Source organism: Beijerinckia indica subsp. indica ATCC 9039 (assembly GCF_000019845.1).
GTDB lineage: Bacteria > Pseudomonadota > Alphaproteobacteria > Rhizobiales > Beijerinckiaceae > Beijerinckia > Beijerinckia indica.
This window is the reverse complement of the sequence record NC_010581.1, coordinates 198,993-214,196: the sequence shown is the minus strand read 5'-3', so window position 1 is coordinate 214,196 and position 15,204 is coordinate 198,993. Positions and strand designations below refer to the sequence as shown.

The 15,204-nt window shown below is 58.4% G+C and carries 13 protein-coding genes; 5 read left to right on the top strand and 8 right to left on the bottom strand.

Annotated elements, in window-relative coordinates; genetic code table 11:
- Position 1: 1 nt before the first annotated feature.
- The 3 genes from BIND_RS00905 to BIND_RS22135 are packed head-to-tail and all read right to left on the bottom strand — an operon-like array spanning position 2 to position 1,748.
- Positions 2-874, bottom strand: coding sequence for a metal ABC transporter permease (locus BIND_RS00905; protein WP_012383194.1), 873 nt, complete (start codon positions 872-874; stop codon positions 2-4).
- Between the two features lie 8 nt (positions 875-882).
- Positions 883-1,626 (bottom strand): metal ABC transporter ATP-binding protein, encoded by a 744-nt coding sequence (locus tag BIND_RS00900; protein WP_012383193.1) that lies wholly within the window; start codon positions 1,624-1,626, stop codon positions 883-885.
- Positions 1,623-1,748, bottom strand: a complete 126-nt coding sequence (locus tag BIND_RS22135) for a hypothetical protein (protein WP_280109988.1) — start codon at positions 1,746-1,748, stop codon at positions 1,623-1,625. The genes BIND_RS00900 and BIND_RS22135 overlap by 4 nt, the downstream gene beginning before the upstream one ends.
- A 280-nt stretch (positions 1,749-2,028) precedes the next feature.
- Between BIND_RS22135 and xylB the strand changes: the two genes are divergently transcribed.
- Complete coding sequence (gene xylB, locus BIND_RS00895) at positions 2,029-3,507, top strand: xylulokinase (protein WP_012383192.1); 1,479 nt, start codon at positions 2,029-2,031, stop codon at positions 3,505-3,507.
- Between the two features lie 70 nt (positions 3,508-3,577).
- Here xylB and BIND_RS00890 read toward each other — a convergent pair whose 3' ends face one another.
- The 3 genes from BIND_RS00890 to BIND_RS00880 form a co-directional block, all read right to left on the bottom strand.
- Positions 3,578-4,981 carry an MFS transporter gene (locus BIND_RS00890; protein ID WP_012383191.1) on the bottom strand — a complete coding sequence of 468 codons (1,404 nt, stop codon included), beginning with the start codon at positions 4,979-4,981 and terminating at the stop codon, positions 3,578-3,580.
- Between the two features lie 159 nt (positions 4,982-5,140).
- The gene (locus BIND_RS00885; protein ID WP_012383190.1) at positions 5,141-6,670 is read right to left on the bottom strand and encodes a CoA-acylating methylmalonate-semialdehyde dehydrogenase; all 1,530 of its coding nucleotides are present in this window, start codon (positions 6,668-6,670) and stop codon (positions 5,141-5,143) included.
- A 14-nt stretch (positions 6,671-6,684) separates the two neighbouring features.
- The gene (locus BIND_RS00880) at positions 6,685-7,848 is read right to left on the bottom strand and encodes an iron-containing alcohol dehydrogenase (RefSeq protein ID WP_012383189.1); all 1,164 of its coding nucleotides are present in this window, start codon (positions 7,846-7,848) and stop codon (positions 6,685-6,687) included.
- A gap of 170 nt (positions 7,849-8,018) precedes the next feature.
- Between BIND_RS00880 and BIND_RS00875 the strand changes: the two genes are divergently transcribed.
- A complete protein-coding gene (locus BIND_RS00875) occupies positions 8,019-8,915 on the top strand; it encodes a LysR family transcriptional regulator (RefSeq protein ID WP_012383188.1) in 897 nt (298 codons plus the stop codon).
- A gap of 86 nt (positions 8,916-9,001) precedes the next feature.
- Here the strand turns inward: BIND_RS00875 and BIND_RS19895 are convergent, their stop codons facing one another.
- Positions 9,002-10,687: a DUF2382 domain-containing protein gene (locus BIND_RS19895; RefSeq protein ID WP_012383187.1), complete on the bottom strand. Its 1,686-nt coding sequence runs from the start codon at positions 10,685-10,687 to the stop codon at positions 9,002-9,004.
- 227 nt (positions 10,688-10,914) lie between these two features.
- Positions 10,915-11,898, bottom strand: a complete 984-nt coding sequence (locus BIND_RS00865) for an aliphatic sulfonate ABC transporter substrate-binding protein (RefSeq protein ID WP_012383186.1) — start codon at positions 11,896-11,898, stop codon at positions 10,915-10,917.
- Positions 11,899-12,202: 304 nt separating this feature from the next.
- On the opposite strand from BIND_RS00865, the gene ychF reads away from it, so the two are divergent.
- From ychF to bluB, 3 genes are all read left to right on the top strand, one after another.
- Entirely contained in the window at positions 12,203-13,300 is a 1,098-nt protein-coding gene (gene ychF, locus BIND_RS00860) for a redox-regulated ATPase YchF (RefSeq protein WP_012383185.1), read from the top strand.
- 169 nt (positions 13,301-13,469) lie between these two features.
- The gene (locus tag BIND_RS00855) at positions 13,470-14,474 is read left to right on the top strand and encodes a MaoC family dehydratase (RefSeq protein ID WP_012383184.1); all 1,005 of its coding nucleotides are present in this window, start codon (positions 13,470-13,472) and stop codon (positions 14,472-14,474) included.
- A gap of 11 nt (positions 14,475-14,485) precedes the next feature.
- Positions 14,486-15,196 carry a 5,6-dimethylbenzimidazole synthase gene (gene bluB, locus BIND_RS00850; RefSeq protein WP_012383183.1) on the top strand — a complete coding sequence of 237 codons (711 nt, stop codon included), beginning with the start codon at positions 14,486-14,488 and terminating at the stop codon, positions 15,194-15,196.
- Positions 15,197-15,204 lie beyond the last annotated feature (8 nt).

Genomic DNA, 15,204 nt, shown 5'->3' with positions numbered 1-15,204 from the left:
ATCAACCTGTCAGATGCAGGGAAGGAAGATAGCGCCGCACGGCGCCTTCGGGACCAAGCAACAGCGAAAGGCCATAGATAAAGCCGCTCGTCAGAATGATCGTCGGCCCCGAGGCAAACCCCAGATGATAGGAGATGATGAGCCCGACAAACCCCGAAAAGGCCGCCATGCTGGCGGCAATCGCGATCATAGCTGGCAAGCTCCTCGCCCAGAGCTGCGCCACGGCAGCGGGCAGCATCATCATGCCGACCGACATCAAGGTGCCGAGCGCCTGAAAGCCGGCGACAAGATTGAGGACGACGAGAAACAGAAACAAAAGATGATAGAAGGACCCCATGCCACTGACCGAACGCATGAAACCTGGATCGAAACATTCGGCGACCAGCGGCCGATAAACGATCGCCAGAGTGATGAGCGTGAAGGAAGCTATGGAGCCGACGAGATAAAGGGCAGTGGCGTCGATCGCCAGGATCGTGCCGAAGAGCACATGCAGAAGATCGATATTCGAGCCACGCAGCGAGACGATGAGAACGCCGAGCGCCAGCGAGGTCAGATAGAAACTGGCAAAGCTCGCATCCTCCCGCAGAGCGGTGGTGCGGCTCACAAGGCCGGACAGCAGCGCGACACTCAAGCCGGCGATCAAGCCACCGAGCCCCATGGCCGGTAGAGACAGGCCACCGGCGATTAAAAAGCCGATCGCCGCTCCTGGCAGCACCGCATGGCTCATGGCATCGCCGACGAGGCTCATCCGGCGCAACATGAGCAGGACGCCAACAGGCCCAGAGCCGAGCCCCAGCGCGACCGAGGCGACGAGCGCGCGGCGCATGAAGCCATAATCGGCGAAAGGCGCGATGAAGAGAGAAAAGAAACTCATGCCGGTCCTCACGCCGCGCAATGCGGGGCGTTCTCGTCCCAATGTTCAGCCATGGCGCGGGCGCGCACGAGATTGGCCGCGGACAAGGCTTTTTCGGTCGGGCCCCAATCCACGGCCTCGCGGGCGAGCAGCAAAGTCTCGGGAAACGTGCTTCGCACCTGATCGAAATCATGCAGGACGGCGATGACCGTACGGCCATCGCGATGCCAATCCCGGATGATCGCCAACAGATCCGCGGTAGTGCGCGCATCGATCGCCGTGAAAGGCTCATCGAGAATCATGACCCTGGCGTCCTGCAAAAGCAGCCGCGCGAAGAGCACGCGCTGGAACTGGCCGGCCGACAGGGAACCAATAGGACGCGCCTCGAACCCTTCAAGCCCAACATTCAGCAAGGCTTTGCGGGCGCGTTGGGCGCAGGCCCGCGTGGCACCGCCGAACGCACCCATCTCGCGCCAGGCACCGAGCATGACCGTGTCGGCGACCGAAAGCGGAAAATGACGATCGATTTCGGCGGCCTGCGGCAGATAGCCGAAATCGCGGACACTCAGCCCACCCCGGTCGATCGAGCCCTCGGCCAGCGGCAGCTCCTCCATGATGGCCTTGAGCAAGGTGGATTTGCCGGCGCCATTGGGGCCGGCCAAAGCCGTGAGGCTGCCCGGCGCGAAACAGCCGCTGACATGATGCACCGCCGGATGCCGGTCATAGGCCACCGTGACATTGCGCAAGGTGATGGCAGGGTTCAAAGTGTTCATGGGAGCGAAACCGCCCAAAGAATGGCGAGCCAAAGACAGGCGACAATGCCAAGGGCAACCGCCAGCCGCTGAAGCGCCGAACGCGCCATGAGGGAGGCGAGAAATGGGTCATGAACAGCCATGCGGCGGGAGCATCCTTAAAGGATTTTGGCACGAAAACCCAAGCGTTCCGGCACGCAAATAATCAGGCGCGCCGTGAATCCAACACGCGGCAGGTTGGAATGAGACTCCCGATAATAGGGAAATGTTATAATATTTCAATAGCGTTTTCTTGGCCTGTTTCCCGCGTTTTTGAGGAGACGAAGGAAATTTCGCGAACGGCCCAACAGGCATCCCCGTGGTATTCCCTTCTGTCGGAACGAAGCGCATACAGGCTCAACGAAAGAGGCCTCGGGATCTGAAATGAATTTTATCGGCATTGATCTTGGAACCTCTTCCGTCAAAACCCTCGTCATCGATGAAAATGAAAACGTCACCGCCGATCTGAGCGAAGATGTTGTCTGGTCAAGTCCGCATCCCAACTGGAGCGAGGCCGATCCCGAGTCCTGGTGGGACGCCGTCGCCCGGACGCTCGATCGTCTGGCGGGAGAGAATCCCGGCCTGCTCAAGGAGATCCGCGGTATCGGTCTATCCGGTCAGATGCATGGCGCGGTTCTGCTTGATGGCGCCCACAAACCCCTGCGTCCCGCGATCCTCTGGAACGATGGGCGCTCGCATCGGGAAGCAGCGGAACTGGCCAGCCTCCCCTCCCCTTTGCTTGAGCAATTGGGTGTCATGCCCATGCCGGGACTGACCGGCCCCAAACTTCTTTGGCTGCACCGTCATGAACCCGAGACGCTTGCCGCGACACGGTCGCTGCTTTTGCCGAAAGATTATATTCGTCTGAAACTCTGTGGAGAATTAGCGACCGATGTTTCCGATGCCGCTGGGACATGGATGTTCGATCAGGCGGGACGTTGCTGGTCGGAGGCTGCCATCAAAATCTGCGGGGCTGATCCAGCCTGGCTCCCCAAAATTTACGAGTCCAATGAAGCAACCGGCATTTTGCGCAAGGAATGGGTGTCGCGTTGGGGCCTGCCGAACGACGTCGTGATCGCGGCCGGTGGTGGTGATGCAGCCATGGGCGGCGTGGGTATTGGTGCGATCTCCAATGGAGATGCCTTCATCTCGCTTGGAACCTCGGCCCAGCTTTTCGTCGCGGCCGATCAACATCGGCCTTCCATACACAATCTGGTCCATGCTTTCTGTCACGCCGTGCCGCAAGGCTGGTATCAGATGGCAGCCATGCTTTCCGGCGCCAGTCCCCTGGCCGCCGCCGCGCGCTGGCTTGAGGCTGATATCCCTCTTCTCCTGCAAGAAGCAGAACAATCCTTTCGCGGACCGTCGAAACTGATCGCTTTGCCCTATCTCGAGGGAGAACGGACACCGCATAATGATCCTTTCGCACGCGGTGTCATTTTTGGCCTCGATAATAGCGCGACGCGCGCCGATATTACCCAGGCAGTTCTCGAAGGCGTCGCCTTCATGCTGGTCGATGCGCTTGACACGCTCAAGGCGGCTGGCGCCAGCATTGAAACCGCCGCATTCATTGGCGGCGGTGCACGCTCATCCTTTTGGGCAAAACTGATTGCCTCGGCGACGGGCCTGAGACTTCAGAAATTTGTCGTCGCTGAGCGTGGCCCCGCTTTCGGCGCGGCACGATTGGCGCGTCTCGCCGTGACTGGCGAAAATCCCCGAACCATTCTCCTGCCGCCAAAAGTTCAATCCGTGATCGAGCCGGATCCAGCGCTCCACAGGGCTTATCAAAGTTCGATCGACCGGTTTCGCAGGCTTTATCAAGCGCTCAAACCAGTTTTCCGACCGGCGTCGGAATCTCGTTGAGAAAAGGGAATGAGAAAGGGCGGGAACCTTGCCGGCTCCGCCCTTTGGCACAAGAGATTACAGGCTGCGATTAGGCGGCGGATTTCGGCGGCAGCGCGGCCGCGAAAGGCAGGCTTTCATCCGCCAGATCCTCGACGGAGGTCCGGCCATCAATCGGTGTATGCAATGTCTCCGGCAGATAGAGGCTGCCAATGATGACATTGATCACGCAAACCGCAATCGGATAGATGAGCCCGGCGAGCGGATTGCCTGTGGCCGCGACCAGTGACAAGCCAATCAGCGGCAGAAAGCCGCCGAAAATGCCATTGCCGATATGATAGGGGATCGACAAGGACGTATAACGAATCTGCGGCGGAAAGACCTCGACGAGATAGGCCGCGTAAGGTCCATAGACCGCCGCCGCAATCGCGACGAGAACGAAAACACAGGCTGCCAGCAACCAGATATTGATACCCTGCGGACCGACCGCCGACTGCATGACCATGAAGATCGGCACTAGCAGCACGACCGCCGCCGCCATACCGGCGATGATGAGCGGCTTGCGGCCGATTTTATCGGACCAGATGCCAAACAGGACAAAGAGAGGCATGCCGATCAAGACACCCAGAACCATCACAAGATTCGAGGTCAGGAAATCCACCTTCAAAATACTCTGGAGGAAATAAAGCGCGTAAAAATTTGCCGTATAGAACGTCACGGCCTGACCGCTCGCGACTCCGAACAGAACGGCGAGCATCAGGCGGCGATTACGCGGATCGGCGAAACTTTCGCGCACGGGTGATTTCGACACACGATCCTCGGCCTTGAGCTGAAGAAAGATCGGCGATTCGGCAAGCCGTAAACGCGCCCCAAGAGAGAGCATCACCAGCACGGCCGAAAGCAGGAAGGGAATGCGCCAGCCCCAGGATGCAAAGATGGCATCACCCAAAAGAAAACGGCAGGACAGGACCACCGCGAGAGATACGAAGAACCCCATCGAGGCCATGGTCTGGATCGCGCTCGTCCAGCCACCCCGTCTGCCATCTGGCGCATGTTCGGCCACATAAGTTGCCGCGCCACCATATTCGCCACCGAGCGCCAGACCTTGGATGAGACGCAGCACGACGAGCAGGACAGGCGCCAAAAGGCCGACGCTGGCATAGGTCGGCAAAATGCCGATCAGGGCCGTGGCACCACCCATCAAGAGCAAGGTGATCAGGAAAGTCGTCTTGCGACCGATCCTGTCGCCGAGATGGCCGAACAATACGGCACCAAGAGGACGCACGGCAAAGCCCGTCGCAAAAGTGGCAACGCTGATGAGCAAAGCCGCAACCGGATTGTCCTTGGGATAGAAGAGTTCAGAAAAGAAAACCGCCAGGCTGCCGTAGAGAAAGAAATCATACCATTCGATCATGGTGCCAAGGCTTGATGCAAAAACCAGGAATTTCAGCCCGGCCCCGTTCTCTACATCGGAGTCCGCCCTCTGTGTCGTCATGCTAATTCCTCCCACTATTTTGTCTTTATCTGTTTATCCTAACGCATCGTTCCTCTTCTAAAAATTTCCCCTTTCGACGTATGCGCCTTTATCGTCCAAAGAGCGCGGATCGAAAACATTCGATCCGCGCTCTGTCATTCTCCAAACGTCCCGTTCGAATCAGCCGAGCGTCGGCATTGTAAATTCAGCACCCGCGCGAATACCTGTCGGCCAACGCACAGTCGCGGTTTTGAGACGCGTGTAGAATCGCACACCCTCAGGACCATGCATATGATGATCACCGAACAGCGAGCGCTTCCATCCGCCAAAGGAATGGAAGGCCATGGGCACGGGAATCGGCACATTGACACCAACCATGCCGGCCCGCACACGCGAGAGAAACGACTGTGCGGCATCACCGTCACGGGTAAAGAGGGCCGTGCCATTGCCAAAGGCATGATCATTGATGAGGCCAAGACCTTCCTCGAAGGATTTTGCCCGCACCATACACAGAACCGGGCCGAAAATTTCCTCCTTATAGATACGCATCGAGGATGTCACATGGTCGAACAAGGAGCCGCCAAGAAAGAAACCCTCGGCGTGCCCCTCGACCGCCAGCCCGCGGCCATCGACCCGAAGCTTCGCCCCCTCGGCGAGGCCTGTCTCGATATAGGCCGTCACTTTGTCGAGATGTTGCCGCGTGACCAGGGGCCCCATTTCGGCTGAGGGATCTGTGCCTGGCGCGACTTTGAGAGCCTGTATGCGTGGCACCAGCCGCTCAATCAGCGCCTCGGCGGTCTTTTCGCCGACAGGCACGACCACGGAAATCGCCATGCAGCGTTCGCCAGCCGAACCGAAGGCCGCGCCCATCAAGGCATCGACGGCCTGATCGAGATCGGCATCGGGCATGACGATCATATGGTTCTTTGCCCCACCGAGCGCCTGCACCCGTTTACCGCGCGCCGTGCCCTGTTGATAAATGTATTCGGCGATCGGCGTCGAGCCGACAAAGCTGATCGCCTCAACCTTTTCATGTTCGAGGAGAGCGTCCACAGCCTCTTTGTCGCCATGGATGACATTGAAGACACCGTCGGGCAGGCCCGCCTCACGCAGCAATTGCGCAAGCGCGACACCCAGGCTCGGATCGCGTTCGGACGGCTTCAAGACAAATGTATTGCCGCAGGCGAGCGCGACCGGGAACATCCACATCGGCACCATGGCCGGAAAGTTGAATGGCGTGATACCGGCCACAACGCCCAAGGGCTGGCGCATCGAGACGGCGTCAATGCCGCGCCCGACCTGTTCGCTGAATTCCCCTTTGAGAAGCTGAGGAATGCCACAGGCGAATTCAACGACTTCGAGGCCACGGGTCAATTCGCCTTTGGCGTCGGAAAACACTTTGCCATGTTCGGAGGTGATCAAGGCCGCAAGACGGTCGGCCTGCTGCTCGACGAGATCGCGGAAGCGAAACAGAACCCGCGCCCGGACATGGGGAGGCGTCGCGGCCCAGGCGGGAAAAGCGGTGGCAGCGGCTTCCACGGCCTGCCCCACCTCCTCGCGCGTCGCCAGCGGCACGCGCCGAACAACGCTCCCCAAGGCCGGGTTGAAAACCTCACCAAAACGGCCGGATTGCCCCTCTGTCAATTGGCCGTTGATGACATGCGGGATAGGCTCGATCGTCGTCTGTGCGGGGGTCACGGGAAGGGTCATTGGTCAACTCCTGTTCAAGCCGCCCAGGCCTGGCGGTAAAGGGTTTGAATCTGGTCGGATGTCGGAACAATCGGATTATTGCCGGGCGAGCCCGAGGCTAAAGCCTGCTCCGCCATCAAGGGCAGCAAGCTGTTCCAGCGTGTCTCCTCAATGCCGTATGCGCGCGGTCCCGGCACTTGGAGATCGGCATTGAGTTGGCGCAATTCATCGATAAGCCGGGCAACGGAGGCCTGATCGCCCTCCTCCTCGCGCGCCACGCCCATGGCCCTCGCGCAATCAGCATAGAGCGGCAATGCCACCGGCGCAGAAAAGGCGGTAATCGCGGGCAGAAGCATGGCGTTCGAGAGACCATGCGGCACATGAAAATGCGCGCCGATCGGCCGGCTCATGCCATGGACAAGCGCAACCGAACTGTTCGAGAAGGCGATACCGGCCTGCGTCGCGCCCAACATCATCGCCTCGCGCGCGGGGCGATCATCGGGATTGGCAAAGACCCGGCGTAGATTGGGCGCAATCGCCCGCATCGCCGCCAAAGCAAAAGTGCTCGAGAAAGGATTGGCCTTTTTCGAGACATAGGCCTCGATCGCATGGGTCAAGGCGTCGATACCGGTATCGGCGGTCAGACGCTTGGGTTTCGTCAGTGTCAATTCGTAATCGACGAGGGCCGCAACGGGCAGATAGGCAAGGCCGGCGCAGAGCATTTTCTCGTCATTGCTCTCGTCCGTAATAATGGTGAAACGCGTCACCTCCGAACCAGTGCCGGCCGTGGTGGGAATGGCGATGATCGGCACGCCCGGCAGATCCTGCGCATGCGGCGCCTTATATTGGCTCATCGGGCCGCCATGCACGGCGAGCACAGCCACGGCCTTGGCCGTATCGATCGGACTGCCCCCACCAAAACCAATGATACAATCATGATCGCCCTGCCGAAAAGCCTCGAGCGCGGCATCGACGGATCTGACAGTCGGGTCCGGCACCGTATGCGAAAATACCGCCGCCGTAAGACCAGAAGCCTCGAGCCCCTGCACCAGACCATCGGCCCGGCCGCTTTCCTGCAAATAAGCGTCGGTGACGATGAAAGGGCGGCTGAGCCCCAAACTTTGCAGCACCGACGCCAATTCACGCGAGGCGCCAGCGCCAATCCGCAACAGGCGCGGCAATGCGATCGTACTCGTCATTTTTCCTCCCAGGGCTTGGGCTGTTTTTCTCCGCAATCGCCGGCACCCAAAGCCTCGGACGCAGCGCCAGCGATTGAAGAGTGATGATCTTGAGAGAAACTATCGGCTGAAATTGTGAAAAGAAACAGATAAGATCACAGGCTTTCTGTGCGGAAATACAGGACAAGCCGATGGACAGAGGGTTCGACTGGAACGACCTGCGCTTTTTCCTGGCCGTAGCGCGAGCGGGCACTGTCTCGCTCGCCGCCCGGCGCCTCGGCGTAGATCACGCCACGGTCATCCGGCGGATCGATGGACTGGAACATGCGCTGGGCGCCAAAATCTTCGAACGCAACCCGCGCGGCTATAATGTGACGCAGAAAGGCGAGAAACTGCTCGCCTCGGCTCAGATGATTGAAAGCGAAGCCCAAAAGGCCGAGCAAGAACTGGCCGGCAGCCATCAGACGGTTTCCGGCCTCGTCCGGATCAGTTCGCTCGAAGGGTTCGGGAATTTCTTCCTGGCGAGCCGCCTGCCGCGCTTCACGGCGAACCATCCCAATATCACGCTCGAATTGCTCAATATTCAGCAGATCGTCGCGCTCTCGCGCCGCGAGGCCGATCTCGCCATCACCTTGCAACCGCCGGAAACCGGCCGTTTCGTGCGCGAGCGCCTCACCGATTACATGCTATTCGTTTATGGCTCGCGCGCCTATCTCGACAATGCGAAACCCATTCGAACGCGCGAGGATTTCATCGATCATCCGTTCTCCGGCTATATTGACGATCTCGTTTTCACGCGCGGCCTCGATTATCTGCATGAAGTCAAACCAGGCTTGCGTGCACGCATACAGAGTTCGAGCCTTCATGCACAAATGGAAGCGGCATGCGCCGGTTTCGGCCTTTGCATCCTGCCAGCCTTCATCGCCGCGCACAGGCCAGAACTCGTGCCCGTCCTACCGCAGGAGGTGGCTCTCAAGCGCTCCTATTGGCTGGTCGCTGATGCCGATGCGGCGATGAGTTCCCGCATCCGCGCGGTGCGCCACTTCATTTTCGCGGAGGTTGCCGAGGCGCAGGCCCTCTTCGTGTAGACCATGAAAATGGCGATTTCGGCTCTCGCCGAAATCGCCACCTTTCCACCCAACGAGGAAGCCAAGCCGAACGTCTACGCGGGGCTTTACCAGGAGGCCTTCACCATATTGGCCGGTTTGTCGAGTTCCACATCCGCTCCAATCGTCTTCACCCAGGCGAGAGGAATGAAATGTTCCAGGTGATCGGGAGAGTCGCTGCTGGTCAGCATGATCCGATCACCCTCGAGATGATCGACGACACCGATAAGCTGACCGTCCGAGGCCATGACATTCATATGGTCGTGAATCTTATCGGCATAGGAAACCATGTCCGACCCAACGAGGCCAGTGCTTGCTGCAAGTCTGCTCCGGCGTGTGTCCTCAATATCCACTTTGGTCTCGCGCACGGAATCAGAAACCGTTTCTTGATGTTCGCGAACATCCTTGGCGAGGCGAATTTCCTCGCTCACATGAACGTCCTTCTCCACGACGGGGACTTCAGCATGCTGATCAAGTTCGATTGTTCTTTCCGCGAACGCATTATCCGTGGCCGTGATCGGCCGATCGACGGGATGCCGTTCGATCGTGATATTTTCTTCCCGCAATTTGATCGAAGCGCTTGCCGGCTTTGTGACAGTATAGCTGTGGACACGAACACGGCCGTTGTCGATCTCACGCTTGCCAATGTGCAAGAGTTCTTCGGCAATCGGAATCACCATCTCTTCATTTTCGAAGGCTTTACTTTCGGCAGGTTGTTCCATCAAAGGAGCGCCAGTTTGCAAAGGAGTGCCAGTTTGCAAGCTAGCAGGCTCCGAAACAGTCTGCGCGAGCGGTGTCACTGAGACCGCGCTGGTGGAAACGACACTTGCTGCTGCCTCAGCCTCACCCGCCACGATCGGCTGTTCAACGACCGACTGTTCAAGGGCAGGCTGTTCAAGGGCAGGCTGTTCGACGACCGGCTGCTCAAGGGCCCCCTCATAGCCCGTCCATCCTTCGGCTCGCCAGAGCGCTTCCTGTTCCGTCAGGTTAAGGGTCCCTTCGGAATCAAGGATATCGAAAGCTTTCCCGTAAGTGGCGTCATCCGCTCTAACCGAAACGAGATAACCACCCCGTTTCAAGCCTTCGGCATAAATATGCCGGTCCTCTTCCGGCAGGAAAAGATATTTGATGATTTCCCAGAATCCTTTGTTCTCTTCCACGATCGCCGCATGCATGGCGCGGCCGTGGATGAAATGAATATCATCATTGGGAATACCGATAGCGAGCAGTTTGTCGACGGCCGCTTGCGCCGCGGCCTCATTGTCGTAGAACGCCGTAATTAAACGATAGTGTACGGACTCATTGATCTCCGTCATGGATGGCCTCCCATTGATCGTTGAATCGTCCTCACCGCCTGTATCGGACGCGGCTTCCGGGAACGGGGTCTGCACAAGGGCACGCTGGCTGCGCCGTTCGACTGGAATTTTCACATGTTTGCTGACAATCCAGCGCCGGAGGTGAATTTCCTCAGCCAGGACGAGGCGCTTTTCGACGAAGAAAACTTCTTTCAGGACAGGAACGATCATAAGATCGCCTTCGATCCGTACCTCTGGGACATGATCGACGACGCGATCGACGGGAACACGCTTCACGTCGATCCTGTCTTCCGACAACTCGATATCCACATGATCCCGTATCGTGTCGGTGACGGTTCGCACATGGATCGTACCAGTACGCACACGTCTCTTCCCCACCGATATCGTTTCTTCATAGAGCGGCAGAGTCTTCGCTTCGCTTGGCGTTGGCTTGTTCATCGCGCAACCTGATCCCGTGCCGATAGGAACAAACGCCTCTCTCTTAGGTTCCAATACTGCTATGAAGAACAAATAAACTTTTACTTTACAAAAAAAAATGGGCACCAATGGCTTTACTATAATAATAATCCATCAGCTATACAGTATAGTGGCTTTGCTGTTCTTGACCTCGGCCCATCTGTTTCGCCGCATGGTTTAAAGCAACCGAACCCGCATCAGGACAAGCGTCACGGCGCTTGAGGCGTAAAGATCGACACATCCTGTGTATCAATCCGCTTCGGCAAAAGGCCCGCCTCGAAAAAGGCATCGGCGATGCGCTGCTGCTCGCCGAGCCCATCGCGTGTAACGACCCCGACACGATAGCTTCTTTTGCTATTGGCCTGTTCGACTGTCTCCGCGTCAATGCCCCAGAGTTTCGCCAGAATGTCGGCCGCTGCTTGCGGATGCGCCTTGGTCTCTCGGCCCGTCTCCTCGAGCTGCGCAAAGAGCGCATCGAGAACCGGCGCATGATGTTCAGCATAGTTTGGGGTCGTCAGGTAATAACGTTTGTAATTCGCAAGCCCCGTCCCATCCGCGAGAATCCGGGCTGATGTCTGCCGCGCAACGCTGGATACGAAAGGCTCCCAGGTCACGAGAGCATCCACCTTGTCACTGGCCAAAGCCGCCCTGCCGTCAGCAGGCGTCAGATAGACGGGCTGGATTGCCTTGAAATCGAGGCCCGCACTGGCGAGCGCCTTAATCAACAGATAATGGCTGCCCGCCGCCTTGGTGACGGCGATTTTTTTGCCCTTGAGATCAGCAAGTGTCTTGATCGGCGAATGGGCCGGCACCAGAACCGCCTGGGCCTCGGGCGAGACCGCCTCCTCGGCAATATAGGTCAGCTTCGCACCCGCGGCTTGCGCGAAGATCGGCACCGTATCGGCGACATCGGCCGTGACATCGACATTGCCGAGGTTCAAGGCCTCCAGCATGGGCAAGCCGCTGGTGAATTCGAGCCAGCGCAGGCTCACGCCTTTGGCCACCAAGGCCTGATCGAGACGGCCGCTGGCCTTCAGGAGCGCCATCAAGGTGGAGGATCGCTGATAGCCGATGCGGAGCACGCCCTCTTCGGCTCCCGCCCATTCAGCCGGAAAGGCCAAGCCCAGCAAAACACTCAGGAGGAGAAAACAGGCTTTTCGCCGACCCGTTGTCCAGAAATCGTGTCCAGCCATGCCGATGACCCCTCCATTATCGTCGGCCGCCCCTACCATACCGCCAAGCCCCCACAAAATTGGAGAATAAGTTTCTACACGTCGCTATATCCTGGCTTTTGTTTTCCCCTTACCGGCTTTTATAAAGAAGAAAATTCCAAACCGGCCTAAAGCCCTTCCGTGAATCACGGAATCATGAAAGTGCTTTGGCTTATCGAACGAACGCATTTTCTGAACGCGAACTGATGCTCATTTCGCTTGAAAATGCTCCAGCGCCAAGGCCCCGCCCGCTTGCTCCTGGCCGGGCTTCCACAACGAGGATTCCATGGGTTTCAAATGCGGCATCGTCGGTCTGCCCAATGTCGGCAAATCGACCCTCTTCAATGCCCTGACACAGACGGCGGCGGCGCAGGCGGCCAATTATCCCTTCTGCACGATTGAGCCGAATGTCGGCGATGTCGCCGTGCCCGACGACAGGCTCACGACGCTGGCGGCCATAGCCCATTCCAAAGACATCATTCCGACGCGGCTCACCTTTGTCGATATTGCCGGCCTCGTGCGCGGCGCCTCCAAGGGTGAGGGTCTCGGCAATCAATTCCTCGGCAATATCCGCGAATGCGACGCCATTGCCCATGTGGTGCGGTGTTTCGAGGATTCCGATATTACCCATGTGGCCGGCAAGATCGCACCCATCGATGATATCGAGACGATCGAGACCGAACTCATGCTGGCTGATCTCGAATCGCTCGAAAAACGCGTCGGCAATATCGAGAAAAAGGCCAAGGGCGGCGATAAGGAAGCCAAGGAAATCCTCGAACTCGTCAATCGCTGCCTCGTGCTCCTGCGCGAGGGCAAGCCGGCGCGGCTCGCCGAAGTACGGCCGGAGGAACGCAAGCTTTTCGCGAGCCTCGGTCTCTTGAGCGCCAAGCCGGTTCTCTATGTCTGCAATGTCGAGGAAGCCTCTGCCGACAAGGGCAATAGCTTTTCGGCCGCCGTAGCCGCCCGCGCGGCCGAGGAAGGCGCCGTCGCGGTTGTCGTGTCAGCCAAGATCGAAAGCGAGATCGCCATCCTGCCCCCCGAGGACCAGAAGGATTATCTGGAAGCGGTTGGCCTCGAGGAGCCGGGCCTCAACCGTGTCATTCGCGCCGGCTATGGCCTGCTCGGCCTCATTACCTATTTCACGGTCGGGCCAAAGGAGGCTCGCGCCTGGACGATTCCTGCCGGCACCAAGGGACCGCAGGCGGCGGGGGTCATCCATACTGATTTCGAAAAAGGTTTCATTCGCGCGGAAACCATCGCCTATCCCGATTATGTCACGCATCAGGGTGAGACGGGGGCGAGGGAAGCGGGAAAATTCCGGCTCGAAGGCAAGGACTATGTTGTCGCGGACGGTGATATTCTGCATTTCCGCTTCGCCACGTGATACCAAAGGTCGTGAAGAACGACCTTTGGTTCCTTTCTTGAATTTTCGCTTCTTCAAAGCGATGGCGAAAATTCAAGAGCGGGCCAACGGTCATTCATTATGACCGTTGGCATGACATCGGGCGATGCATACAGAGGAAAAACAGAAACGGAAGGGAGGCTCTTCGGACATGATTTTTTACGAAGACATGACGAGCGGCAAAGTCATCGAAAGCGGCACGCGTGAAGTGACCAAGGAGGAGATCATCGACTTTGCGAAAGTCTATGATCCACAGCCTTTCCATCTCGACGAGGAAGCGGCCAAAAGCTCGCTGCTTGGCGGGCTCGCCGCCTCCGGCTGGCAAACGGCCTCCCTGACACAACGCCTGGTGCATGACGTTTTCATTGGCAAGGCCGCCTCACTTGGGTCTCCCGGCATAGAGGAATTGAAATGGCTGAAGCCGGTGCGCCCCGGTGACAGATTGAATGCGCGCATTCACATACGCGACAAACGGATTTCCAAAAGCCGGCCGGAAATGGGGCTCGTCAATCTCTTCGTCGAGGTCGGCAATGCCTCGGGCGAATTGGTGATGACACAGCAGAATGTTTTGCTGATGGGCCGCCGCGACATGCCACAAAAGCCGGTCGAGCGTTCGCTCCCATCGGGCGCTGGCAATAGTGCAGCGACAAAGTTCCCGGACCGGCCCCTTAAGCCTTGGCCGCCCTCGCAATATCTGGAGGATCTGCGCATCGGCGAGGAGATTACGCTCGGTACGGAACTGTTTACGGCGGAATCGATTATCAGTTTCGCCTCGGCCTATGACCCGCAGCCGTTTCATCTCGATGAAGAAGCAGCCCGGCAGAGTCATTTCGGCCGTCTCGCTGCCTCGGGTTGGCAGACCGGCGCGATCTGGATGAAACATTACATGATCCATCGTGATGCCTTCTTCAAAGAATTCGCCGACCAAGGCGGACTCCTGCCGGAACTCGGCCCCTCGCCCGGTTTCGTCGATCTGAAATGGCCGCATCCCGTTTATGCAGGCGATCGGATCACCTATACAGGCACGGTCGAAAGTGTACGGCCGACATCACGGCCCGGGTGGGGTCTCGTCACAAGCATCAACAAAGCCGTCAACCAGGACGGCCGTTTGGTCTTCTCCTTCAAACCCGTCATTTTTTGGCAGACACGGCCTTGAAAAGCCCCGTGATGAAGAATCCGGTCATGAGCACCACGACCTTGACAGCGAAGACAGCCGATTTCATGGAGCCGGGCCGAACACAACAGCCGCCCGTCTTCGACGATGCTTTCTTTACACGCTTGATGGATCTGTTCCGCTGGCGGCGTGACGTCCGCCGTTTTTTGCCGGATCCGGTTGCGCCCGCCCTCATTGAGGAACTGGTGGCCATGGCGACACTCGCCCCTTCGGTGGGCAATAGCCAACCCTGGCGTTTCGTGAGTGTCGAAAGCCGTGAACGTCGGCAACAGGTGATCGATGATTTCAACGCCTGCAACGCCGAGGCCTTGAACACCTATGAAGGCGAACGCGCCGCCCGTTATGCGCGCCTCAAACTATCAGGGCTCAAGGAAGCGCCAGTTCATCTCGCGGTCTTTTGCGATATGGATACACTCGCCGGCGACAGGCTCGGCCGCTTGACCATGCCAGAAACCCTATCCTATTCGGTCGTGGCCGCCATTCAGATCATCTGGCTCGCCGCCCGCGCGCGCGGCCTGGGGCTTGGCTGGGTTTCGATCCTGCATCCAGGTGTTTTGAAGAAAACGCTCGACGTACCATCCGACTGGCAATTCATCGCCTATCTCTGCATCGGCTATCCGCAAGAAGAACACGAGGACCCGGAACTGGTGCGTCAACAATGGCAGGCAAGACTCAAGGAACCGAGCCAGATCCTGCGGCGCTGATCGCTTTC